The organism is Streptomyces fungicidicus, assembly GCF_003665435.1.
GTDB classification, from domain to species: Bacteria; Actinomycetota; Actinomycetes; order Streptomycetales; family Streptomycetaceae; genus Streptomyces; species Streptomyces fungicidicus.
This window is the reverse complement of sequence record NZ_CP023407.1, coordinates 2590893-2614209: the sequence shown is the minus strand read 5'-3', so window position 1 is coordinate 2614209 and position 23317 is coordinate 2590893. Positions and strand designations below refer to the sequence as shown.

General features: G+C 72.7%; 20 protein-coding genes and 2 tRNA genes. 18 read left to right on the top strand and 4 right to left on the bottom strand.

Going from position 1 to position 23317, the window contains the following annotated elements; all coding sequences use genetic code 11:
* Positions 1-12: 12 nt before the first annotated feature.
* The gene (locus CNQ36_RS11790) at positions 13-1137 is read right to left on the bottom strand and encodes a M48 family metallopeptidase (RefSeq protein WP_121545954.1); all 1125 of its coding nucleotides are present in this window, start codon (positions 1135-1137) and stop codon (positions 13-15) included.
* 350 nt (positions 1138-1487) lie between these two features.
* Between CNQ36_RS11790 and CNQ36_RS34670 the strand changes: the two genes are divergently transcribed.
* The 9 genes from CNQ36_RS34670 (at position 1488) to CNQ36_RS11745 (ending at position 6304) form a co-directional block, all read left to right on the top strand.
* A complete protein-coding gene (locus CNQ36_RS34670) occupies positions 1488-1652 on the top strand; it encodes a hypothetical protein (protein WP_040907220.1) in 165 nt (54 codons plus the stop codon).
* Between the two features lie 61 nt (positions 1653-1713).
* On the top strand, positions 1714-2352 hold the full coding sequence (gene nadD, locus CNQ36_RS11780) for a nicotinate-nucleotide adenylyltransferase (RefSeq protein WP_004931447.1): 639 nt from the start codon (positions 1714-1716) through the stop codon (positions 2350-2352).
* Positions 2353-2368: 16 nt separating this feature from the next.
* A complete protein-coding gene (locus CNQ36_RS11775; protein WP_121545953.1) occupies positions 2369-4096 on the top strand; it encodes a LytR C-terminal domain-containing protein in 1728 nt (575 codons plus the stop codon).
* Between the two features lie 93 nt (positions 4097-4189).
* Entirely contained in the window at positions 4190-4633 is a 444-nt protein-coding gene (rsfS, locus tag CNQ36_RS11770; protein ID WP_004931451.1) for a ribosome silencing factor, read from the top strand.
* Positions 4630-5298 (top strand): histidine phosphatase family protein, encoded by a 669-nt coding sequence (locus tag CNQ36_RS11765; protein WP_121545952.1) that lies wholly within the window; start codon positions 4630-4632, stop codon positions 5296-5298. The genes rsfS and CNQ36_RS11765 overlap by 4 nt, the downstream gene beginning before the upstream one ends.
* A gap of 132 nt (positions 5299-5430) precedes the next feature.
* Positions 5431-5503 (top strand) — tRNA-Ala (locus CNQ36_RS11760).
* Positions 5504-5706: 203 nt separating this feature from the next.
* Positions 5707-5880: a hypothetical protein gene (locus tag CNQ36_RS11755; protein ID WP_121545951.1), complete on the top strand. Its 174-nt coding sequence runs from the start codon at positions 5707-5709 to the stop codon at positions 5878-5880.
* 3 nt (positions 5881-5883) lie between these two features.
* A complete protein-coding gene (locus CNQ36_RS11750; protein WP_004931461.1) occupies positions 5884-6117 on the top strand; it encodes a hypothetical protein in 234 nt (77 codons plus the stop codon).
* A 114-nt stretch (positions 6118-6231) separates the two neighbouring features.
* Positions 6232-6304, top strand: a tRNA-Ala gene (locus tag CNQ36_RS11745).
* A 110-nt stretch (positions 6305-6414) separates the two neighbouring features.
* Here the strand turns inward: CNQ36_RS11745 and CNQ36_RS11740 are convergent.
* Both CNQ36_RS11740 and CNQ36_RS11735 read right to left on the bottom strand, forming a co-directional pair.
* Positions 6415-8025, bottom strand: a complete 1611-nt coding sequence (locus tag CNQ36_RS11740) for an NADH-quinone oxidoreductase subunit NuoF family protein (RefSeq protein WP_121545950.1) — start codon at positions 8023-8025, stop codon at positions 6415-6417.
* Complete coding sequence (locus tag CNQ36_RS11735) at positions 8022-9272, bottom strand: ferric reductase-like transmembrane domain-containing protein (protein ID WP_121545949.1); 1251 nt, start codon at positions 9270-9272, stop codon at positions 8022-8024. Before CNQ36_RS11735 ends, CNQ36_RS11740 begins: the two co-directional genes overlap by 4 nt.
* Positions 9273-9755: 483 nt before the next feature.
* On the opposite strand from CNQ36_RS11735, the gene leuS reads away from it, so the two are divergent.
* The 8 genes from leuS (at position 9756) to holA (ending at position 20690) form a co-directional block, all read left to right on the top strand.
* The gene (gene leuS / locus CNQ36_RS11730; RefSeq protein WP_121545948.1) at positions 9756-12629 is read left to right on the top strand and encodes a leucine--tRNA ligase; all 2874 of its coding nucleotides are present in this window, start codon (positions 9756-9758) and stop codon (positions 12627-12629) included.
* A 181-nt stretch (positions 12630-12810) separates the two neighbouring features.
* On the top strand, positions 12811-13557 hold the full coding sequence (locus tag CNQ36_RS11725) for a hypothetical protein (protein ID WP_121545947.1): 747 nt from the start codon (positions 12811-12813) through the stop codon (positions 13555-13557).
* Positions 13558-13640: 83 nt separating this feature from the next.
* The gene (locus tag CNQ36_RS11720; protein ID WP_004931470.1) at positions 13641-14486 is read left to right on the top strand and encodes a DegV family protein; all 846 of its coding nucleotides are present in this window, start codon (positions 13641-13643) and stop codon (positions 14484-14486) included.
* Between the two features lie 111 nt (positions 14487-14597).
* Positions 14598-15962, top strand: coding sequence for a ComEA family DNA-binding protein (locus tag CNQ36_RS35240; RefSeq protein WP_228312957.1), 1365 nt, complete (start codon positions 14598-14600; stop codon positions 15960-15962).
* Positions 15959-18502 carry a ComEC/Rec2 family competence protein gene (locus tag CNQ36_RS11705; RefSeq protein WP_121545946.1) on the top strand — a complete coding sequence of 848 codons (2544 nt, stop codon included), beginning with the start codon at positions 15959-15961 and terminating at the stop codon, positions 18500-18502. The genes CNQ36_RS35240 and CNQ36_RS11705 overlap by 4 nt, the downstream gene beginning before the upstream one ends.
* 40 nt (positions 18503-18542) lie before the next feature.
* Entirely contained in the window at positions 18543-19376 is an 834-nt protein-coding gene (locus CNQ36_RS11700; RefSeq protein WP_121548434.1) for an arylamine N-acetyltransferase family protein, read from the top strand.
* 23 nt (positions 19377-19399) lie between these two features.
* Positions 19400-19645: a hypothetical protein gene (locus tag CNQ36_RS11695; protein ID WP_004931475.1), complete on the top strand. Its 246-nt coding sequence runs from the start codon at positions 19400-19402 to the stop codon at positions 19643-19645.
* Positions 19646-19700: 55 nt separating this feature from the next.
* Entirely contained in the window at positions 19701-20690 is a 990-nt protein-coding gene (holA, locus tag CNQ36_RS11690; RefSeq protein WP_186363194.1) for a DNA polymerase III subunit delta, read from the top strand.
* Positions 20691-20878: 188 nt separating this feature from the next.
* Here holA and rpsT read toward each other — a convergent pair whose 3' ends face one another.
* Positions 20879-21145, bottom strand: a complete 267-nt coding sequence (gene rpsT / locus CNQ36_RS11685) for a 30S ribosomal protein S20 (RefSeq protein ID WP_073931938.1) — start codon at positions 21143-21145, stop codon at positions 20879-20881.
* Between the two features lie 244 nt (positions 21146-21389).
* Between rpsT and lepA the strand changes: the two genes are divergently transcribed.
* Positions 21390-23258 (top strand): translation elongation factor 4, encoded by a 1869-nt coding sequence (lepA, locus tag CNQ36_RS11680; RefSeq protein ID WP_004931479.1) that lies wholly within the window; start codon positions 21390-21392, stop codon positions 23256-23258.
* Positions 23259-23317 lie beyond the last annotated feature (59 nt).

Below are 23317 nucleotides of genomic sequence, written 5' to 3'. Positions count from 1 at the left end.
GCGGCGCGCGGCCTACGCGCCGTCGCGCGGCGGCGCGTCGTCCCCGGCGTCCGGCGCACCCGGCTCCCGCGGACCCGCGCCCGGGGACTTCGGCCCCGGCGAGGTGAAACCGCCGAAGCCGCGGCGCACCCGGCCGCCCAGGTCCCCGGCGCCGCCCGCGATGTCGCTGACCAGCTTCATCAGCGGGTCCTTGGAGTTCTTCACCTCACCGGCGTAGGCCGTCGCCGACTCCCGCCAGGAGTCCCGCACCGAGGCGTCCTTGTCCTCGTCGCGGCGCGGGTAGTGGCCGTCCATGATCCGCTGGTAATCGCGGGACTCCGCCCACTTCTTCAGCTCGGCCGCCCGCACCGTGGTGAACGGGTGGGAGCGCGGCAGCACGTTGAGGATCTTCAGCACCGAGTCGCGCAGATCGCCCCCGGCCTCGTACTCCTCGGCCTGCTCCAGGAACGCGTCCACGTTCATCTCATGGAGGTGGTTGCCGCCCGCGATCTTCATCAGGCCGCGCATCGAGGCGCGCAGATCCTGGCCGACCAGCAGCCCCGCGCGGTCCGCGGACAGCTCCGACTTGCGGAACCACTCGCGCAGCGCCGTCACGATCGCCATGATCGCGAAGTTGCCGAGCGGGATCCACGCGACCCGCACCGCCAGCGACGTCAGGAACAGCAGTATCGTCCGGTACACCGCGTGCCCGGACAGCGCGTGCCCGACCTCGTGCCCGACGACGGCCCGCATCTCCTCCTCGTCGAGCAGTTCCACCAGGCCCGTGGTCACCACGATGATCGGCTCGTCCAGGCCGATGCACATCGCGTTCGGCACCGGGTCCTGGTTGACGTACATCGGCGGGACCTTCTCCAGGTCCAGGATGTAGCAGGCGTCCCGCAGCATGTCGTTGAGGTGCGCGAACTGCCGGTCCGAGACCCGCACCGAGTCGGACAGGAACAGCAGCCGCAGGCTCCGCTCGGGCAGCAGGCCGCTCAGCGCCTTGAACACCGTGTCGAAGCCGCTCAGCTTGCGCAGCGCCACCAGCGCCGAGCGGTCGGCCGGATGTTCGTACGCACGCGAGGAGATGCCGGGGAAGCGGCTGCGCTGCCTGCCGGGCACGCTCTCCCGCCCGTCGTGCTGATGGCCTTCGGACATGTATCCCCCATGTGCGTCTGAGTGACCCTTTGCGGACCCTTGTGCGGCCCTTTGCTCCCTCGCGGCGAAGCCCAGCCTAGGCCGGGTTACCGTGGACCGGCAGTGACGGACGGCGGAGGAGGTGCGGGTCGTGCTCCGGGTGCTTCTGATCGTGATGGTGGTGGGCTGTGCGTTCACCGCGTGGTTCGTACTGCGCGGCTACAGCCGGAAGGACGACTGAGCGGCGGGGAAGGTTCCGTCCGCCCGTCCGCGCGCCCGCAACGGCGGAGTCGGCGTGATCGGCGCGAGGGCCCCCGCATACGATGAGGCGACGTCTTTATCCCGCCCACACGCGATAGGTCCTGCCGAAGATGAGCATCCACAGCACCGCTGCCCAGTTCGCCACCCTTGCCGCCGAGGGCGGGGAGCACAGCGGAAACCACGAGAGTCTCAGCCCCTACCTCACCGGAGGCGGCGCCCTGTTCGCCCTGCTGCTCCTGCTGTGGATCACCACGCGCTTCAACCGCGACCGCTGAGCCTCCCGCCGAGCGCCCTCGCGGACGGGGTGTCCGGGCCGGGCCGGTAGGGTCTGCACGCATGGGAGAGCAGGACATGCCTACCGGTCCCGGCAGCGGCCCGTCACGGCAGGGCAAACGCCGTCTGGGTGTCATGGGCGGCACCTTCGACCCGATCCACCACGGGCACCTGGTGGCCGCCAGCGAGGTCGCCGCGCAGTTCCACCTGGACGAGGTGGTCTTCGTCCCCACCGGCCAGCCCTGGCAGAAGAGCCACCGCGCGGTCTCCGCCGCCGAGGACCGCTATCTGATGACGGTCATCGCGACCGCCGAGAACCCGCAGTTCTCGGTCAGCCGCATCGACATCGACCGCGGCGGCCCCACGTACACCGTGGACACCCTGCGCGACCTGAGCGCGCTCAACCCGGACACGGACCTGTTCTTCATCACCGGCGCCGACGCCCTCGCCCAGATCCTCACCTGGCGCGACAGCGAGGAACTGTTCTCCCTGGCACACTTCATCGGCGTGACCCGGCCCGGCCACCACCTGACCGACGCCGGCCTCCCGGAGGGAGGCGTCTCGCTCGTCGAGGTTCCCGCCCTCGCCATCTCCTCGACGGACTGCCGTGCGAGAGTCGCCAAGGGGGAACCCGTCTGGTACCTGGTGCCGGACGGAGTCGTGCGCTACATCGACAAGCGCGACCTGTACCGCGGCGAGTGAGCCGAGAGGGGCACCGGTGAACGACCGATACGACGCGGGACACGGGGCCGACGGGGGCGGCGCCCCGTACGAGCTCGTCGGCTACGACGAGTACGGCCGGCCCGTCTACCGCCAGGCCACGGACCAGCAGGCCCAGCACCACCAGCAGGCCCAGCAGTACGACGCCTACCAGCAGCAGGGCCACCAGGGCTACGGCTACGACCCGTACGCCACGGGCGGCCACCAGCAGCCCGGCTACGACCCGTACGGCACCGGGAGCGTGCCCCCGCAGCAGCCGCAGACGCCCGCCTACGGCTCCTACGACCCCTACGGCGCCCAGCAGCAGGGCGGCCAGGCCCCGCAGCAGGGCGCCCCGTACGACCCCTACGGGCAGTCCGCGCACACCGGGCAGCAGCCCCGCGTCACCGAGCAGACCGCGCACATCCCCCAGCAGCCCGGCCCCGCCGACGACGACCCCGCCGGGACCGCGCCGGACTACCGCACCGAGCAGTTCGCGTTCGTGGAGGAGCCCGACGGCGACTCCGAGGACGTCATCGACTGGATGAAGTTCACCGAGAACCGCACCGAGCGCCGGGAGGAGGCCAAGCGCCGCGCCCGCAGCCGGATCGTGGCCCTCGCCGTGGTCCTCGCCCTGGTCGCGGCCGGCGGCGTCGGCTACCTCTGGTACGCCGGGAAGCTGCCGGGCCTGTCCGACTCCGGCGCCGGCACGGGCACCACCACGGCCGCGGGCGCGCAGAAGCGGGACGTCATCGTCGTGCACCTGCACGACACCACCGGCGGCGGCACCACCACCGCCCTGCTGGTCGACAACACCACCACCGAACAGGGCACCACCGTCCTGCTGCCCAACTCCCTCGCCCTCACCGCCGACGACGGCGCCACCACCACGCTCGCCAAGTCCGTCGAGGACGACGGCTCCGAGGGCACCAGGACCGCCCTCGACACCGTCCTCGGCACCGACATCGAGGGCACCTGGCGGCTGGACACCCCCTTCCTGCTCACCCTGGTCGACCTCGTCGGCAACATCGAGGTCGACACCGACACCGACGTGCCCGACCCGGACGCCAAGAAGGGCGAGGCGCCCCTGGTCAAGAAGGGCAAGGGCCAGACCCTCAGCGGCAAGATGGCCGTCGCCTACGCCACCCACCGCGGCTCCGGCGAGGCCCAGAACGCCCAGCTTGAGCGGTTCGGGCAGGTCATGCACGGCGTCCTGCGCAAGATGACCTCCGACCCGGACGCCGCCACGCTCACCGTCCAGACCCTCGGGCAGATCCTCGAGCCGCCGCTCACCGACAAGGACCTCGGCGACTTCCTCGCCCGGCTCTCCGACCGCGCCAAGGGCGGCGACCACAAGAGCGCGCTGCTGCCCGTGCAGGACGACGGCACGCTCACCGCCGAGGCGAGCGACAGCGTCGTCAAGGACGTCCTCGGCGGCACCGCCAAGAGCCCCGACGAGAACGCCGCCGTCAGCGTCTCCGTCCGCAACGCCACCGGGGTGAAGGACCACACCGAGAAGGCCCGCGTGGTCCTCCTCAACGGCGGCTTCACCTTCCGGGCCGCCGGCACCGCCGCCGCCCCCGAGGCGACCTCGGAGGTCGTCTACGCGGACGCCGCCGACAAGGAGAACGCCACCGAGGTCGCCAAGACCCTGGGCCTGGACGCCGGCTCCGTCACCAAGGGCAAGGTCACCGGGAACGCCCGCGTCTCGGTCGTCCTCGGCCAGGACTACGACCCCGGCTCCTAGCCCACGGCGGGCGCACCCTGCGTTATCGCGTGGGGTGTGCCCGGCGGTCCGTGAGACCCTTGGGGCAAGAGTCCGCCGACCGAAAGCCTCGCAGTGACCGCAACCGACCGTTCCCTCGAGCTCGTCACCACCGCCGCACAGGCGGCCGCCGACAAGCTCGCGCACGACATCGTCGCCTATGACGTCAGTGACGTGCTGTCCATCACCGACGCCTTCCTGCTGGCCTCCGCGCCCAACGACCGCCAGGTCAAGTCGATCGTCGACGAGATCGAGGAGCGGCTCAGCAAGGAGCTCGGCGCCAAGCCGGTCCGCCGCGAGGGCGACCGCGAGGCCCGCTGGGTGCTGCTCGACTACGTCGACATCGTCGTCCACGTCCAGCACAGCGAGGAGCGCGTCTTCTACGCCCTGGAGCGGCTGTGGAAGGACTGCCCCGAGCTGGAGCTGCCCGAGGACGCCAAGGCCACCCGCGGCAAGGCCGCCGAGCACGCGAAGCACCAGGAGGCCGAGGAGGCCGCGGGGCCCGGCGGTGACTGGTGAGCGCCACCGGTGAGGTGAGCGGCTCCGCGCGCCGGGGCCGCCGCGTCATCCTGTGGCGGCACGGCCAGACCTCGTGGAACGTGGAGCGCCGCTTCCAGGGCTCCACGGACGTGGAACTCACCGGGACCGGCGTCGCGCAGGCCCGCCGCTCCGCACGTCTGCTCGCGGGACTGAAGCCCGACGCGATCGTCGCCTCCGACCTGAAGCGGGCCGCGGCCACCGCCGCCGAGCTCGCCGCGCTCACCGGCCTGGAGGTCACCCTCGACGAGGCCCTGCGGGAGACCTACGCGGGCGTCTGGCAGGGCCTGACGCACGACGAGATCATCTCCAGGTACGGCGACGAGTACACCGCGTGGAAGCGCGGCGAGCCGGTCCGCAGGGGCGGTGGCGAACTGGAGACCGAGGTCGCCGACCGCGCCGCCCCCGTGGTGCTGCGGCACGCCGAGAAGCTCCCCGAGGAGGGCACGCTCGTCGTGGTCAGCCACGGCGGCACCATCCGCACCACCATCGGCCGGCTGCTGGGTCTTGAGCCGCACAGCTGGGAGAGCCTGGGCGGTCTCACCAACTGCTGCTGGTCCGTCCTCGGCGAGGGCGCCCGGGGCTGGCGCCTGCTGGAGCACAACGCCGGCACCCTGCCGGAACCGGTGCTCGGCGACGACGACTGAGACCGCGGCGATCCGGCCCCGGGACGCCCCGGGACCCGGATTTCACTTTCTGGCTGGTCGCAGGCTAAAGTTCTTCTTGTTCGCCCCGCGGAGCGGGGGAGAACACCGGGAAGCCGCTTCACGCGGCAACCAGGGGCTATAGCTCAGTTGGTAGAGCGCCTGCATGGCATGCAGGAGGTCAGGAGTTCAATTCTCCTTAGCTCCACATGGCGAAGATCCCGCCTCCCCCAGGGGAGGCGGGATCTTTCGTTGTCCGCCGTTGAGCCGGACGGCCCTCTCCGGCGTATACCTCCGCGAGGCGTTCCGGCCGTGTCCCGACCGGTACCACGGCGTCGCTGACCGTGTCGGCCAGGTCGTGGCAGAATCAAACGGCCGGAAGGGGGCGCGGCCCGACGGGAGGGAGTTGTGATGCCTGCGAGCATCCTCGGGGAGGGCGACCGCCTCCTCGGAGGGGTGTCGACGCGACGGACCTCGGCCCGCCTCAGCTGCCCCTCCTGCGGATCGGCCCATGTCGCCCAGGTGCTCGGCGACAACGGCGGGATCTCGTTCGTGTGCACGGCCTGCGGCCACAGCTGGAGCTGAGCGATGGGTGCACACAGGCGGAAGTGCGACTGGTGCGGCAGCGGGACGCCGATCGTGCGGGACATGGAGCCGATCAATCCCGAGTACCAGTACTGGTGCGAGGAATGCGCGCGGGCGCTGATCATAAAAGGCGACCCCATCGAGACGTACCGCGAACTCGAGGGGGAGCCGATCTACGGCCGGCTCCTGGAGGAGCACTGCACGCTGAAGCGTTTCTATTCGTTCGTGACCGCGTGATCCCGATTCGGGCAATCCGGACATGAGCGGGGGAAGTGAAACCGATTTGGTGTTGGGCCGGGTGGACCGTGTAAAGTTGGCGTCGCCGCCGGGGAAGCCGGGCGGAGCGAACGCGGGGCTATAGCTCAGTTGGTAGAGCGCCTGCATGGCATGCAGGAGGTCAGGAGTTCAATTCTCCTTAGCTCCACAGAAGTAGAGGGCGGATCATCCGAACGGATGGTCCGCCCTCTCCCGTTGTGTCCGGGCCCCTGCGGTGACCGGCCGGGTCCGCCCCCGCCGGTCACGGGGGCGGACGTCTCAGCGCCCCAGTGCGCGCCTGCCGCGGCCCTGGGAGAGCACCGGCAGGTTGCGGGACGGCGCCTTGGCCTGGGGCGACTCGTCCTCGATGCGCAGGGCCAGCGCCGGGCAGCGGCGCACCGCCCGCAGCGCCTTCGCCTCGGCGAGGCGCGGCACCTGGGCCTGAGCCACCGTCGGGAAGCCGTCCGCGCCGAGCTGGAAGACCTCCGGGAGGATGTCCGCGCACAGCCCGTGGCCCCGGCACAGCGTCCAGTCGACGTAGATCTTCTGCCGGCTGGGACCGTTCTCCTCGCCGCCGCCGCCCGGGATGCCCGTTGGGGCCCTGCCTCCCTCGAAGAGCGGCAGGACGCCCGCCACGGGCCGTCCGCAGCCGTTGCCGAGGACATGGGCGGCGAGGTCGTCGGTGAACGCCTTGACGGTCGACTCCAGGAACATCGCGGAGCCGTCCGGGTGTGAACACGCGCCGCGCCGCTTCACGTTCCTGGCGACCTGCTTGACCGCCTCCAGTGCGGCGGGACCGCCGCCGTTGAGGATGTCCTCCAGTCCGCGCGCGGCGGCCGGCAGACCCAGGTAGCAGGGGCCGCACTGGCCGGCGCTCTCCTCCGCCAGCCACTGGGCGACCCGCAGCGACTCGCCGAGCGGGCAGGTGTCCTGACTGATCGGCAGGATCGCGCCGGCGCCCAGCGAACCTCCCACCGCGTCCAGCGAGTTGCGGGAGATGATCGCCTCGTTGACGGTCGCCGCGTCGATCCACTTGCCGTGGTAGCCGCCCGTCAGCACCCCCTGGGGCACCGGCGGGGCGCCGGCCAGCTGGAGGACGTAGCGCAGCGGCACACCCGTCGGCACCTCGATCACCATCGGGCGGGCCACCGCCCCGGACACGGTGAGCATCACGGTGCCCGGCTCGTCGTACAGGCCGGTGTTGCCGTAGCGCTCCGGGCCGATGCGGGCGGCGATGGCGAGCTGGGCGAACGTCTCGGCGTTGGACAGCAGGGTGGGCGCGCCGCCGACGCCGTTCTTCGAGGCGCTGACCTTGCGGCCCGGCGGGATCGCCGGGCCGCCGTCGATGGACCGGATCAGGGAGGCCGCGGCCCCCGTCACCATGCGCACCGGGTTGCGCTGCACCCGGGCGCGCAGCGCGGAGCGGCGCCCGTTGTTCAGGCCGCGTTCGGCGAGCGCGGCCTCCATGGAGCGCTGGGTGGACTCACGGGTGACCCCCACCACGAGCGTGCGGGCACCCATGGCCTCGGCGCACAGCAGCGCGCCGTCCAGGATGAGATGCGGGGCACGGTTGATCAGCACCGTGTCCTTGCGGCAGGCCGGCTCGTCCTCGCTGCCGTTGACGACGACGACCGGCCGGACGCCGCGCTTGATCGCCGCTTCGGCGACCGAGCGCAGCTTCTTGTGGAAGGGGAACCCCGCGCCGCCGCGGCCCCTGAGGTTGATGCGTTCGGCGAGCTGCGCGAGCTGCTCACCGCCCAGGGGCTCGAGCGGCCCGTGCACCTTGAGGTGCATGGGCAGATCGAGCCGGTCGACAAGGTCGAAGCCCGACGTGAGCTGGGGAAGGCCGACCACGCGGACTTCGGGTACGTCGGGCAGGGCCTCGTTCACTTATAGCCTCCGGACGGCGTGTTCCAAGGTTCGCCCGAACCCGGTGCGTCGAAGTCGTAGGACGACGAGGGCGCACCGGGGAGTGGTTCATTGGCGGGACCGCTGTTGTACGTGTCACCCGGGTTGTACGTGCCGTAGACGCCGTTCGACTCACCGGTGTCGTACACATCACGTGAACCGAAGCCGGCGGCGGCCGAATTGTCATAGGCCGGGATGTTGTATCCGGTGTCCTGGAGCGGGTCGTACGACGACGGCGGGGCCTCGCCGACCGGCGGCGGGGACGGGACCGGCCAGTTGCCGGAGGTGCTGGAGGGGCCGTCCACGAGCGGGATGGCCTCCGTGGGCTGCATGTCGAGCGGCAGCTCCATCCGGGCGGTCGCGTCGGTGAGCGGAGTCTGCCCGGGCGCCGGGCGGCCGGGCGTCGACACCGCGCGGTAGGCGGCCGCGAAGCCGCCCGCGGGCTCCGGGGCGGGGGCGCGCTCGGCGGTCTCGTACAGCGGTCGTTCGCCGCGCGGGCGTCCCTCGCCCCGCGGCGCGGAGCCGCGCGGGCCGCCGTAGCCCGGCAGGGGCTGCTCGGCCGCCCGTGCCCTGCTCTCCTCCAGCCGCCCCTCGCGCTCCCGCTGCTGGTCGGTGCCGAGCAGCGCGGTGATCCGGTCGGCGATTCTCCGCTTGACCCGGGGCGGGGAGGCGCGCACCATCAGGGCCGCCATGACGCCGAGCAGGGACAGCCCGTAGAGGATCAGGAAGATCGGCTTGGCCGCTCGACCCGCGTAGAGGCCGTGCACCAGCGCCGCGCACCAGGCCGGGTAGGCCAACATGTGCATTGCCCGCCAGCGGGCCGCGACCGGCGCCGGGGAGGCGAAGCGGTTGCGCAGCACGCCGGTGATGGCGACGAAGATCATCAGCATGCCGGCCAGGGTGCCGAGCCCGATGAGGAACGACCGGCCGGTGACGGCCTCGTCGTCGGTCAGGAGCAGCCCGAAGGGGATCACCGCGGCGATCCAGGAGGTGTGGTCCTGCAGCACCTTGATGAAGATGTGCACCAGCAGGAACACGACCGAGGCGACCGCGGTCGTCCGGTGCACCGCCTGCGCCAGGATGCGCTGGCGCGGGCCGAGCAGGATCCGGTCCTGGGCCACGAGACCCCAGATCACCGAGCAGCTGAGGCAGACGAGCGACAGGACGCCCACGCCGAAGCTGAGGAACTCGACGAGCCAGTCGTCCGCCGTGCTGTCGTCCGGCCTCACGACCTGCCTCCCGGCGTCGCGGCGCGGAGCGGGCACAGCGGAGCCGCAGCCGACCGGCCCCGTGCGGGGGGTGGGCTGCCGTCTGGACGAGGGTTCATGGGGGGCAACTCCGAAGGTTCGGTAAAGCGGTCCCGCTGCCGAACTCTAAGCCCGGTCATACCGATCGGTACGAGGTTTGAGTTATTGCGCTGTTATCAAAAGACAATGGGGCCGTTGTGATGTCCCATAGCGGCTGTTACGCGAAGTAACATTTGACCGGAAGTCAACGGGCCGGGGAAGTGCGTCGCGGCCGGATCGGCGGCTGCGGTACCCTGGCGCCATGCGTGCCGTACGCCTTCTGCTTAGCGGGCCGCGCTGATCAGTCCCGGCCGCCGGTCACCGGCAGGCCGGAATCGGCGCGGCGTCCCCTCCTGTGCGAGGGGATTTTTCATTTCCGGGATGTCGCAGCAGCAGGCAGAGACGATCGATGGAGCATTGAGGATCATGAGCGAGACGAACCCCGCAGCCGCGGAGGCCGCGCCGCACCGCTACACGGCCGCCCTGGCGGCCGAGATCGAGGCACGCTGGCAGGACTTCTGGGACGCCGAGGGCACGTACGCCGCGCCCAACCCGAGCGGCGACCTGGCGGGCGACCCGGAGACGGTCGCCAGGCCCAAGAAGTTCATCATGGACATGTTCCCCTACCCGTCCGGCGCGGGCCTGCACGTCGGCCACCCGCTGGGCTACATCGCCACCGACGTCTTCGCCCGCTTCCAGCGCATGACCGGGCACAACGTCCTGCACACCCTGGGCTTCGACGCCTTCGGCCTGCCCGCCGAGCAGTACGCCGTGCAGACCGGCACGCACCCGCGCGTGTCCACCGAGTCCAACATGGAGAACATGAGGTCCCAGCTGCGCCGGCTGGGCCTGGGCCACGACAAGCGCCGGTCGTTCGCCACGATCGACCCGGACTACTACAAGTGGACCCAGTGGATCTTTCTGCAGATCTTCAACTCCTGGTACGACGACGAGGCGCAGCGGGCCCGTCCGATCTCCGAGCTGGTCGAGCGGTTCGAGTCCGGTGAGCGCGCCGTCCCCGGCGGCCGCTCCTGGAGCGAGCTGACCGAGGCCGAGCGCGCCGACGTGCTGGGAGACTTCCGGCTGGCCTACGCCTCCGACGCGCCGGTCAACTGGTGCCCCGGCCTGGGCACCGTGCTGGCCAACGAGGAGGTCACCGCCGACGGCCGCTCCGAGCGCGGCAACTTCCCCGTCTTCAAGGCCAAGCTGCGCCAGTGGAACATGCGCATCACGGCTTACGCCGACCGTCTCCTGGACGACCTGGACGCCCTGGACTGGCCCGAGGCGATCAAGCTGCAGCAGCGCAACTGGATCGGCCGCTCCGAGGGCGCCCGCGTCGGCTTCCCGATCGACGGCGAGGCCATCACCGTCTTCACCACCCGCCCCGACACCCTGTTCGGCGCCACCTACATGGTGCTGGCGCCCGAGCACCCGCTGGTCGAGAAGTTCACGCCGCGGGAGTGGCCCGAGGGCACCCACCAGGTGTGGACCGGCGGCCACGCCACGCCCGCCGAGGCCGTCGCCGCGTACCGCGCGCAGGCCGCCTCCAAGTCCGACGTGGAGCGGCAGGCCGAGGCCAAGGACAAGACCGGCGTCTTCATCGGCGCGTACGCCACCAACCCGGTCAACGGCGAGCGGGTGCCCGTCTTCATCGCCGACTACGTGCTGATGGGCTACGGCACCGGCGCGATCATGGCCGTACCGGCGGGCGACCAGCGCGACTTCGAGTTCGCGCGCGCCTTCGAGCTGCCGATCCGCTGCATCGTCGAGCCCACCGACGGCCGCGGCACCGACACCGCCACGTGGGAGAACGCGTTCGGCTCCTACGACGCGAAGATCATCAACTCCTCGAACGACGAGGTCTCGCTGGACGGCCTGGGCGTCACCGAGGCCAAGACGCGCATCATCGCGTGGCTGGAGCGCGAGGGCCACGGCGCGGGCACCGTCAACTTCCGCCTGCGCGACTGGCTGTTCAGCCGGCAGCGTTACTGGGGCGAGCCCTTCCCGATCGTCTACGACGAGGACGGCATCGCCCACGCCCTGCCCGAGTCGATGCTGCCGCTGGAGCTGCCCGAGGTCGAGGACTACTCGCCGCGCACCTTCGACCCGGACGACGCCGACACCCAGCCCGAGACGCCGCTGTCCCGCAACGAGGACTGGGTCCACGTCACCCTGGACCTGGGCGACGGCCGCGGTCCGCGCAAGTACCGCCGCGAGACCAACACCATGCCCAACTGGGCCGGTTCCTGCTGGTACGAGCTGCGCTACCTGGACCCGCACAACAGCGAGAAGCTGGTCGACCCGGCCATCGAGCAGTACTGGATGGGCCCGCGCGAGGGCATGCCGCACGGCGGCGTCGACCTGTACGTCGGCGGCGCCGAGCACGCCGTGCTGCACCTGCTGTACGCCCGCTTCTGGTCCAAGGTCCTGTTCGACCTGGGATACGTCTCGTCGGCGGAGCCGTTCCACAAGCTGTTCAACCAGGGCATGATCCAGGCCTACGTCTACCGCGACAGCCGGGGCATCGCCGTGCCGGCCGCCGAGGTGGAGGAGCGCGACGGCGGCTACTGGTACCAGGGCGAGCGGGTCTCCCGGCTGCTGGGCAAGATGGGCAAGTCCCTGAAGAACGCGGTCACCCCGGACGAGATCTGCGCCGAGTACGGGGCCGACACGCTGCGCCTGTACGAGATGGCCATGGGCCCGCTGGACGTCTCCCGGCCGTGGGACACCCGCGCGGTGGTCGGCCAGTTCCGGCTGCTGCAGCGGCTGTGGCGCAACGTCGTCGACGAGGCGAGCGGCGAGGTGACGGTCCTCGACGACGGAGCCGTCGACGAGGAGACCCTGCGCGCCCTGCACAAGGCGATCGACGGGGTGCGCGGCGATCTGGAGGGCATGCGCTTCAACACCGCCATCGCCAAGGTCACCGAGCTGAACAACCACCTGACCAAGCGGGGAGGGGCGCTGCCGCGCTCCGTGGCGGAGCCCCTGGTGCTGCTGATCGCGCCGCTGGCCCCGCACGTCGCCGAGGAGCTGTGGCGCAGGCTGGGACACACGGACTCCGTGGTGCACCAGGACTTCCCGGTGGCCGACCCGGCGTACGTGGTCGACGAGACCGTGACCTGTGTCGTGCAGATCAAGGGCAAGGTCAAGGCGCGGCTGGAGGTGGCGCCGGGCATCGCCGAGGACGAGCTGGAGAAGGCGGCGCTGGCCGACGAGCGGGTCGTCGCGGCACTGGACGGCGCCGGCATCCGCAAGGTGATCGTCCGGGCGCCGAAGCTGGTGAACATCGTTCCGGCGTGATCATGAGGTGAGCCCCGGGGGGCCGGCCCGGCGGGTCCGGGCCGGACCGGGCGGCTCCGGGTGGTCCCCTACGGGCAGGTTCGGGGTTCCGATGGAACTCCGGGCCTGCCCGCAGCGTTTACCGTTGAAGAGCGGCGCGAGGCGCGCCGGATCAGCCAAGAGGGGCCGGAGGAGGAGCTTCGTGGAAGCGGTGTTCGCAGTGGTCGCCCTGCTCTTCGTGCTCTTCGTCGTGCTGGGCGCCTACGCCACGGTGAAGGTCGTCGGCGCCGCCAAGCGCAGCGCGGACCGCCACATCACCCAGGCCCGCCGCACGGTCGAGGACCACACCCTGCGGGCCAAGGCCTTCGCGCAGCCCGGCCCGGCCGGCGAGATCGCCCAGCTCCGGCTCAAGCTGCGCACCTCCATGCGGGCCACCCAGGACGCGCTGGAGGCCGCCGCCGCCGAGGACCAGTCCGTCAAGGAGTCCCTCGCCCTCTTCCAGCGCCTGAGCGCGCACGGCCACGAACTGGACGGCGAACTCCGGCGCATGGAGTCCGAACCGGACCGCGCCACGGTCGCCGCCCGGCTGGCCGACCTGAGGGAGCGCACCGAGCGCATCACGAGCTCCGCGGACGCCCTGCGCTGGGCGGCCCGCGACCGCGCCCGCCGCTTCGCCTCCGACGACCTGGACTCGCTGAGCGCCCAGATCGACATGGAGGCCGGGGCGCTGCGCCACTGGACCACCACGGAACCGGCCCCCGCGCCCCCGCGCTGGCCCGAGGCCCCCGCCGCCGACGCCCCGACGGCCGGTCAGGCCTGGCCGGACGCCGCGGAACCCGCCCCGGCGGCGGAACCGGAACAGCAGTCCGGGCCGGCCGCCATCACCCCGCCCGCACCGCGTCCCACCTACCCCTGGCAGAAGAAGCCCCGCCCCGAGAGCACCACTTGAGCACCCCCTGATCCGGCCACGGCCGGACCCGGCCCGCGGGGCCGGGCTGCCGCACGGGCGCTACGCCAGGTAACCTCCAGCACATGTCCCGCCATGTCGCGATCGTCACCGATTCCACGGCCTACCTGCCGGCCCGGACGATGGAGCGGCACCGCATCACGGCGGTACCCCTGACCGTGGTCCTCGGCGACCGCGCGCTCGAAGAGGGCACCGAGATCTCCACCCGTTCCCTCGCCCAGGCTTTGCAGAAGCGGCGCCCGGTGACCACCTCGCGGCCCGGCCCCGAGGTCTTCGCCGAGACCTACCGCCGGGTCGCCGACTCCGGGGCCACCGGCATCGTCTCCCTGCACCTCTCCGCCGAACTCTCCGGCACCTACGACGCCGCGGTCGTCGCCGCCCGCGGGGCGCCGGTGCCGGTGCGGGTGGTGGACACCGGCATGATCGCGATGGCGCTCGGGTTCTGCGCGCTCGCGGCCGCGGAGACCGCGGAGGCGGGCGGCACGGTGGACGAGGCGGTCACCGCCGCCGAGAAGCGGGCGGCGGGCACCTCCGCCTACTTCTACGTGGACACCCTCGACTATCTGCGCCGCGGCGGCCGCATCGGTGCCGCACAGGCCCTGCTGGGCTCGGCCCTCGCGGTGAAGCCGCTGCTGCAGCTGGCGGGCGGACGCATCGAACCGCTGGAGAAGGTGCGCACGGCGTCGAAGGCGATCGCCCGCCTGGAGGAGATCGCGGCCGAACGGGCGGGCGGCGCGGAGGTCGACGTCGCCGTCCACCATCTCGCCGCCCAGGAGCGCGCGTCGGCGCTCGCGGACCGGCTGCGGACCCGGCTGCCGGGACTGGCCGACCTGCATGTCAGCGAGGTCGGGGCGGTGATCGGGGCGCACACCGGACCCGGGTTGCTGGGGGTCGTGGTCTCGGCCCGGTGAGGTGTGCCGTTTGCGCTCGCGAGGGTGACGGAGTTTTCCACAACCTGTGCGTGATCCCCGGGAACTGAGCAAGATCATCGCGGTGGGGGTGCCGTGCCGGATGCTCCTGCCATGGCACTTCGATCACGCTCACGCACAGCGACGGCGACCAGCGGTCCGGGCCGCGCCCCGGACTCCGACGGCCGCGCCCGCCACCGCCGCCCGGCAGGCTCCCGGGTCCGCGACCGGACAGCGGCGGCGGACGAACTCCGGCGCCGCGCGGAGTCCCTCTTCGACGACCAGGACGACACCGCCCGCGCCGGAAGCGGAAGGCTGCCCCCGAGCTGGGCGCGGACCGGCACACACCGTCGGGTGCGGTCCGGCCCACCGGGCACGGGGGAGCGGCCGGTGGCGGCGGACCACGTGTCCCCGTCGGCGGGCGGGCGAGCGTCGGGGGAGCGGCCGGTGGTGGCGGGCAACGCGTCCGTGTCGGCGGGCGGGCGGGCGGCGCACCGGCCGGTGGCGGTCGGGGGCGCGAGGGTCGTGGACCGCGTCGGCGTCACGGGTCGGCCGGCGTCCGCGGGCCGGTCGGTGGGCCCGGGGTCCGGGGCCGGTCCGGATCATGTGATCGGCCCGGGGGATGGGATCGGTCCCGGACGTGGGGTGGCGGTGGACCGGTGGGCCGCCGGGCGCGGGCTGCCGGCCGGGGGCCGGCCACCGGAGCGGCACGGCGGGGGCGACGACGCCGTGGACGACGGTGCCGCTCGCGAGGATCTGGGAGGACCCGGCGAAGTCCCCGGACGGAGGCGGCTGGGGCCGGCGCTGCGGGACCGGCTGCCGGTGTGGGTGCAGACGCGGTGCGGGCTGGAGCGGCGCAGCGTGGTCGCGCTGTCGGCGCTGCTGGTGCTGGCCGTCGGATTCGCCGTGCAGCACTTCTGGGCCGGACGCACCGAGCCGGTCCGGGCACCGGAGGTGGTGCGGGCGGCGGCGCCGCACGGGGAGCGGGCCGGTGACGGGAAGGAGGCCCGCTCCGCCGCGCCGGCCGGCGGGACGGCGGCGGCCGCCGAGATCGTGGTCGACGTCAGCGGCAAGGTGCGGGACCCCGGCATCCACCGTCTGCCTTCCGGTTCACGTGTCGAGGACGCGCTGCGGGCGGCGGGCGGAGCACGCCCCGGCACCAGCACCGACGGCCTCAACCGCGCCCGCTTCCTCGTCGACGGCGAACAGGTGGTCGTCGGAGGCCCGGCACCGCCCCCACCGGCCCCCGGCGGCGGTCCGGGTACGGCGGCGGGGGCCGGCCCCACGGCGCCGGTCTCCCTCAGCACCGCCACCCTCGACCAGCTCGACGCCCTGCCCGGAGTCGGCCCCGTCCTCGCCCAGCACATCCTCGACCACCGGACCCGCAACGGCGGTTTCCGCTCGGTGGACGAACTGCGTGAGGTGAACGGCATCGGCGACCGCCGCTTCGCGGACCTGCGCGACCTCGTACGGCCATGACCACCGCCCCGGACACGGAGCCCGGCACCCGGCAGCACGTCCACGCCGCCTCGGGGAACCGGCTCGGCGTGGCCCACCCGAGGCAGGAGGGACCGGCGGACCTCCGGCTGGTGCCGCCCGCCCTGGTCGCCTGGGCCACGGCCGCGGTGACGCTGCACGCCCCGCCCGGCTGCGTGGCGGGCGTGGTGATCGCCGCCCTGCTCGCGGCCGGCGCCCTCCTCGCGGCCCGCGGCCGCCCGGCGCGGCGGGGCGGGGCCACCGCCCACGCCGGCGCCGCCGTGCTGCTCTGCGTCGCCGCGGCCGCCGGATCGGCGGGCCTGCACGGCGCGGACCTGCGGCGGGGCCCCGTGCCCGCGCTGGCGCGGGAGTACGCGGCGGTGACCGCCGAGGTCGAGATCACCGCCGACCCCCGCCTCACCCGGCCCAGGGTCAGCGGGAACCACATGGCGCCGGTATCCGTGCTGATCGAGGCCGATGTACGACGGGTGGAGCGGGCCGGCGGCGCTGCGGAGACCACCCGGGCGCCCGTCCTGCTGATCGTGGACCCCCGCCGGACCGGCCCGGCCGCCCCGGGCCGCCCGCAGGTCTCCCCCTGGCTCGGCCTGCTGCCCTCCACCCGTCTCCGTGTGGAGGCACGGCTCGCGCCCGCGGCGGCGGGCGGCGACCGGTTCGCCGCCGTGCTCAGGGTGAAGGGCCGCGACGGCCCGCGGACGGTCGGCCGGCCGTCGGCGCCGCAGCGCCTCGCCGGACGGCTGCGGGCCGGGCTGCGTGAGGCGACCGACCCCCTGCCGGAGGACGCGCGGGCGCTGCTGCCCGGCCTGGTCGTCGGCGACACCGCCAGGATCACCCCGGAACTGGACGAGGCGTTCCGGGAGACCGACCTCACCCACACGCTCGCCGTCTCCGGGGCCAACTTCACCATCCTCCTCGCCCTGCTCCTCGGACCTCCCGGCCTGGCACAGCGGGCCGAACGGCGCGGCATCGCACCCCGCCTCGGCATCTCCCTGCGGGCCACCGCGCTGCTGGGCGCGGGACTCTCCCTCGCCTTCGTCGTCGTGTGCCGTCCCGACCCCAGCGTGCTGCGGGCCGCCGCCTGCGGATCCGTCGCGCTGCTCGCGCTCGCCACCGGCCGCCGCAGGTCCCTGATCCCGGCCCTCGCCACGGCCGTCCTGCTGCTGGTGCTGTACGACCCGTGGCTGGCCCGCAGTTACGGCTTCCTGCTCTCCGTGCTGGCCACCGGCGCGCTGCTCACCCTCGCGCCGCGCTGGAGCGCGGGACTGCGCGCGCGCCGGGTCCCGCCCCGCCTCGCCGAGGCGCTGGCCGCCGCGGGTGCCGCGCAGGCGCTGTGCGCACCGGTGGTCGCGGTACTCGCGGCGCGGGTGAGCCTGGTGGCGGTCCCGTGCAACCTGCTCGCCGAGTTCGCGCTCGCCCCGGCCACGGTGCTGGGCTTCCTGGCCCTCGCTGCCGCGCCGGCGGCGATGCCGGCCGCGAAGGCGCTGGCCTGGTGCGCGAGCTGGCCGGCGGAATGGATCGCCCAGGTCGCCAGGACCGGGGCGGCACTGCCGGGCGCGGGAGTGGACTGGCCCGGCAGCTGGGCCGGGGCCGCCGCGCTCGCCGCCGTCACCGTGACCGTGCTGCTGGTGGGGCGGCGCCTGCTGGGACACCCCTGGTGGTGCGGGGCGTGCGCGCTGCTGCTGGTGCTCCTGGTCGCGCAGCCGCCACCGCTGACCCGGGTGATCACGGGCTGGCCCCCGCCCGGCTGGCGGCTGGTGATGTGCGACGTCGGCCAGGGCGACGCCCTGGTGCTCGCCGCGGGCGGCGGGTCGGGCGTGGTGGTGGACGCCGGACCCGACCCGGCGCTCGTGGACCACTGCCTGCGTTCCCTGGGGATCACCAGGGTCCCGCTCGTCGTGCTGACCCACTTCCACGCCGACCACGTGGCCGGGCTCCCCGGCGTGCTGCGCGGACGCGCGGTGGGCGCCATCGGGACGACGGCCTTCGAAGAACCCGCCGACCAGGCGGCGTTCGTCCGGAGAACCGCGGCCGCCCGGCGCGTCCCGGTGACGCACGCCGCCGCCGGTGAGGTGCGGCGCGCCGGGGGTCTGTCCTGGGAGGTGGTGTGGCCGCCCCCGGGCCCGCCGTCCACCGTCCACCCGGTGCCGGAGGGCCCGAACGACGCGAGCGTCGCCATGCTGGTCCGCACGGGCGGCCTGCGCCTGCTGCTCCTGGGGGATCTGGAGCCCCCGGCCCAGCGGGCCCTGGCGAGGTCGCCCGCGGCGAGCCGGCTGGCCGGCGTGGACGTCCTCAAGGTCGCCCACCACGGCTCGGCGTACCAGGATCCGGACCTCCTGCGCCGGGCGGCCCCGCGGCTGGCGCTGATCAGCACGGGGGAGGGCAACACCTACGGGCATCCGGCGCCGGGCACGGTCGCCGCCCTGCGCGCCTCGGGCGCGACGGTGCTGCGGACCGACCGGGACGGGGCGCTGGCGGTGACGTCCGGCGGAAACGGGGGCAGGGAGCTGCGGGTGGCGCGACACTGAGGACATGACTGAGGGCATGACTGAGGCCATGAGCGGCGGCATGAACAGCGCGGCGGTCGACGCCTACCTCCGCCGCCTGGGCGCCGACCAGCCCGCCTGGCCCACCGTGGACGCGCTGCGCGAGCTGCATCTGCGGCATCTGCTGACGGTGCCGTTCGAGAACCTGTCCATCCATCTGGGCGAGGAGATCGTGCTGGAGGAGAAGCGGCTGCTGGACAAGGTCGTGGAGGCCCGGCGAGGCGGGTTCTGCTACGAACTCAACGGCGCCTTCGGGGCGTTGCTCGCCGCCCTCGGCTACGACGTCGCGCTGCTCGCCGCCCGGGTGTACGGCGACGGGGGCCGGCTGGGCATCCCCTACGACCATCTCGCGCTGCGGGTACGGACGGTGGACGGCGGCGACTGGCTGGCCGACGTCGGCTTCGGCGCCCACTGCCATCTGCCCCTCGCCTTCGGGGAGCGCGGGGAGCAGAAGGACCCCGGGGGCACGTTCCGGATCGTCGAGGCGGGCCCGGACGCGGCGGGGGTGCGCGGCGGGCACGGCACCGTGGAGGCCGCGGACCTGGACGTGAGCCGCGACGGGCGGCCGGTGTACCGCCTGGAGGTCCGGCCCAGGACGCTCGGCGACTTCATGGCCGGGGCCTGGTGGCACAGCACCTCACCGGCCTCCCACTTCACGCGGTCGCCGGTGTGCTCGCGGATCACCGAGGACGGGGGACGGATCACCCTCAGCGGCCGCCGGTTCACGGTCACCGCGCCGGACGGGACGCGTCAGGAGCGTGAGATCGCCGCGGACGACGAGGTGCTCGCGCTCTACCGGGAGCGGTTCGGCATCGCGCTGGACGAGGTGCCCACGGCGCGGGGCGCCGGCCGCTGACCCCGTGCCGGACAATGACCCGTGTGAGTGATGTGCGACATGTGCTGGTGCTGCCCGACCGTGACGCCGCGGAAGAGGTGGCCGAGGCCCTCGGGGAACGGTTCGGCGTGGACGAGGAGCCACGGCTGGTGCGGGACGCCCTGGCGGGGGAGGACGACGCGGAGGACGCGCAGTGGCTCGTCCTGCTGCGGGACGAGCCGGCGCGGCTGGACCCCGCCGAGCTGAACGAGTTCGTCGCCGGCTGGGAGGGCTGGCGGGAGGAGCCGTAGCGGCACCCCGGCCGGCCGGGGGGTGGTGTCAGTGGCGCGTGGGATGCTTGTCACGATGGCCAGGAAGACCGGATCCGACGACCCCCTCGCCCCCGTGACGCTCGCCGTGGGCCAGGAGGACCTGCTGCTCGACCGCGCCGTGCGGGAGGTGGTGACCGCCGCGCGGGCCGCCGACGCCGACACGGACGTGCGCGACCTGACCCCGGACCGGCTCCAGCCCGGCACCCTCGCCGAGCTGACCAGCCCGTCGCTCTTCGCGGAGCGCAAGGTCGTGGTCGTACGCGACGCGCAGGACCTGTCGGCGGACACCGTCAAGGACGTGAAGGCGTACCTCGGGTCGCCGGCCGAGGAGATCACCCTCGTCCTGCTGCACGCGGGCGGCGCCAAGGGCAAGGGGCTGCTCGACGCGGCGCGCAAGGCGGGCGCGCGGGAGGTCGCGTGCCCGAAGATGACGAAACCGGCGGACCGGCTGGCCTTCGTGCGCGCAGAGTTCCGCACCACAGGGCGCTCGGCCACACCGGAGGCCTGCCAGGTGCTGGTCGACGCCATCGGCAGCGATCTGCGCGAGCTGGCCTCGGCGGTGACCCAGCTGGTCGCGGACGTCGAGGGCACCATCGACGAGGCGGTCGTCGGCCGGTACTACACAGGGCGGGCCGAGGCCTCCAGCTTCACCGTCGCCGACCGGGCGGTCGAGGGACGCGCGGCGGAGGCCTTGGAGGCGCTGCGCTGGTCGCTGTCGACCGGGGTGGCGCCGGTGCTGATCACCAGCGCGCTCGCCCAGGGCGTGCGGGCGATCGGCAAGCTGTCGTCGGCGCGCGGCGGCAGACCCGCGGACCTGGCCCGTGAACTGGGCATGCCGCCCTGGAAGATCGACCGGGTCCGGCAGCAGATGCGCGGCTGGACCCCGGACGGCGTGGCCGTCGCCCTGCGCGCGGTGGCCGAGGCGGACGCGGGCGTGAAGGGCGGCGGCGACGACCCGGAGTACGCCCTGGAGAAGGCGGTCGTCACCATCGCGCGTGCGGCCCGCTCGCGCGGCCGGGCCTGACGCACGGAGAGAAGCCGAAGGCCCCGCCCGCACCCCGGGGAAGGGGTGGGGACGGGGCCCTCGGATGAAGCGTGTGAACCCGTACCCGCGTGGCGAACGCAGGCCGCGTACGGGTTCGTGGTGCCGGCCGGGGGCGGATGAGAGAGGGCCCGCCCGGAGTCCCGCCGGCGATCAGATCACAGGGTGGTTCAGCCCTTGACGGCCGCGACCTTCTGAGCCAGCGCCGACTTCTTGTTGGCGGCCTGGTTCTTGTGGATGACGCCCTTGGAGACGGCCTTGTCGAGCTGACGCGCGGCGACGCGCTGGTACTCGGTGGCCTTCTCGACGTCGCCCGCGGCGGCGGCCTCACGGGCCTTGCGGATCGCGGTCTTCAGAGAGGACTTGACGGCCTTGTTGCGCAGCCGCGCCTTCTCGTTGGTCTTGTTCCGCTTGATCTGGGACTTGATGTTCGCCACGAATGAGCCTTTTCAGGTTCAGGCACGAGGCCGCACTGGACCCCGCGCCGATGATTTCTTTGAGGAGTGCCTCGTGCTGAGAGGGCATGAGACACAGCCACCCACACTACCAGCGGCTCATTCAGCGGCCCAAACCCGTCCCCGGTCGCCGCGCGTGGGACCATGGAGGCTACGTATCGATCCGACCCGAGACCGCAGACGCACAAGCACACGTATGCGGACGCCTCAAGAATCAGGACCCTGCGTGCCCGCGATCCCCAGCCATGTGCCCGAGCCGAGCCGTACCGACCCGGCGCTGATCCGCAATTTCTGCATCATCGCCCACATCGACCACGGCAAGTCCACGCTCGCCGACCGGATGCTCCAGCTGACCGGAGTGGTCGAGCAGCGGCAGATGCGCGCTCAGTACCTCGACCGCATGGACATCGAGCGCGAGCGCGGCATCACGATCAAGTCCCAGGCGGTGCGGTTGCCGTGGGCCCCGACCCACGACGAGGGCAACACGCACATCCTCAACATGATCGACACCCCCGGGCACGTCGACTTCACCTACGAGGTGTCCCGGTCCCTCGCCGCCTGCGAGGGCACCGTCCTCCTCGTCGACGCGGCCCAGGGCATCGAGGCCCAGACCCTCGCCAACCTGTACCTGGCGATGGAGAACGACCTCACGATCATCCCCGTGCTCAACAAGATCGACCTGCCGGCCGCGCAGCCGGAGAAGTTCGCCGAGGAGCTGGCGAACCTGGTCGGCTGCGACCCCGACGACGTGCTCAAGGTGTCCGCGAAGACCGGCCTCGGCGTCGAGGCGCTGCTGGACCGGGTGGTCGCCGAGATCCCCGCCCCGGTCGGCGTCAAGGACGCCCCCGCCCGCGCGATGATCTTCGACTCGGTCTACGACTCCTACCGCGGCGTCGTGACCTACGTCCGTGTCATCGACGGCCAGCTCAACAAGCGCGAGCGCATCCGGATGATGTCCACCGGCGCCACCCACGAGCTGCTGGAGATCGGCACCAACTCGCCCGAGATGCTGCCCGCCGACGGCCTCGGCGTCGGCGAGGTGGGCTACCTCATCACCGGTGTGAAGGACGTCCGGCAGTCCAAGGTCGGTGACACCGTCACCAGCCAGCACAAGGGCGCCGAGGAGGCGCTCGGCGGCTACAAGGACCCCAAGCCGATGGTGTTCTCCGGCCTCTACCCCCTCGACGGCTCCGACTACCCGGAGCTGCGCGAGGCCCTCGACAAGCTCCAGCTCAACGACGCCGCCCTGGTCTACGAGCCGGAGACCTCCGCCGCCCTCGGCTTCGGCTTCCGCGTCGGCTTCCTCGGCCTGCTGCACCTCGACGTGATCCGCGAGCGCCTCGAGCGCGAGTTCGGCCTCGACCTGATCGCCACCGCGCCCAACGTGGTCTACCGGGTGGTCATGGAGGACGGCAGCGAGCACACCGTCACCAACCCGAGCGAGTTCCCCGAGGGGAAGATCGACGAGGTCTACGAGCCGGTCGTGCGCGCCACCATCCTGGCGCCCAGCGAGTTCATCGGCTCGATCATGGAGCTCTGCCAGACCCGGCGCGGCGTCCTGCTCGGCATGGACTACCTCTCCGAGGACCGGGTGGAGATCCGCTACACCCTCCCGCTCGCGGAGATCGTCTTCGACTTCTTCGACCAGCTGAAGTCCAAGACCCGCGGCTACGCCTCGCTGGACTACGAGCCCACCGGCGAGCAGACCTCCAGCCTGGTCAAGGTCGACATCCTGCTGCACGGCGACAAGGTGGACGCGTTCTCCGCGATCACCCACAAGGACCAGGCCTACGCGTACGGCGTGCGGCTCGTCGCCAAGCTCAAGGAGCTCATCCCGCGGCAGGCCTTCGAGGTGCCGGTGCAGGCCGCCATCGGCTCGCGGGTCATCGCCCGCGAGACCATCCGCGCCATCCGCAAGGACGTCCTCGCCAAGTGCTACGGCGGTGACATCTCCCGCAAGCGGAAGCTGCTGGAGAAGCAGAAGGAGGGCAAGAAGCGGATGAAGATGGTGGGTTCCGTGGAAGTTCCGCAGGAGGCCTTCATCGCCGTCCTCTCCAGCGACGACGGCGCGGGGTCGGCCAAGAGCAAGAAGTAGCCGGAGGTTACCGCGGGTCACTCCGCAAACCGGGCGGAACCGGGGCCCGTCGCGCGCGA

Coding starts and splice junctions, on each gene's coding strand:
- CNQ36_RS11700 (WP_121548434.1), top strand. CDS start 18,543: ATGAACAGCGCGGCGGTCGACGCCTACCTCCGCCGCCTGGGCGCCGAC.
- holA (WP_186363194.1), top strand. CDS start 19,701: ATGGCCAGGAAGACCGGATCCGACGACCCCCTCGCCCCCGTGACGCTC.
- nadD (WP_004931447.1), top strand. CDS start 1,714: ATGGGAGAGCAGGACATGCCTACCGGTCCCGGCAGCGGCCCGTCACGG.
- CNQ36_RS11790 (WP_121545954.1), bottom strand. CDS start 1,137: ATGTCCGAAGGCCATCAGCACGACGGGCGGGAGAGCGTGCCCGGCAGG.
- CNQ36_RS11705 (WP_121545946.1), top strand. CDS start 15,959: ATGACCACCGCCCCGGACACGGAGCCCGGCACCCGGCAGCACGTCCAC.
- leuS (WP_121545948.1), top strand. CDS start 9,756: ATGAGCGAGACGAACCCCGCAGCCGCGGAGGCCGCGCCGCACCGCTAC.
- CNQ36_RS34670 (WP_040907220.1), top strand. CDS start 1,488: ATGAGCATCCACAGCACCGCTGCCCAGTTCGCCACCCTTGCCGCCGAG.
- CNQ36_RS35240 (WP_228312957.1), top strand. CDS start 14,598: ATGGCACTTCGATCACGCTCACGCACAGCGACGGCGACCAGCGGTCCG.
- CNQ36_RS11750 (WP_004931461.1), top strand. CDS start 5,884: ATGGGTGCACACAGGCGGAAGTGCGACTGGTGCGGCAGCGGGACGCCG.
- CNQ36_RS11755 (WP_121545951.1), top strand. CDS start 5,707: ATGCCTGCGAGCATCCTCGGGGAGGGCGACCGCCTCCTCGGAGGGGTG.
- CNQ36_RS11720 (WP_004931470.1), top strand. CDS start 13,641: ATGTCCCGCCATGTCGCGATCGTCACCGATTCCACGGCCTACCTGCCG.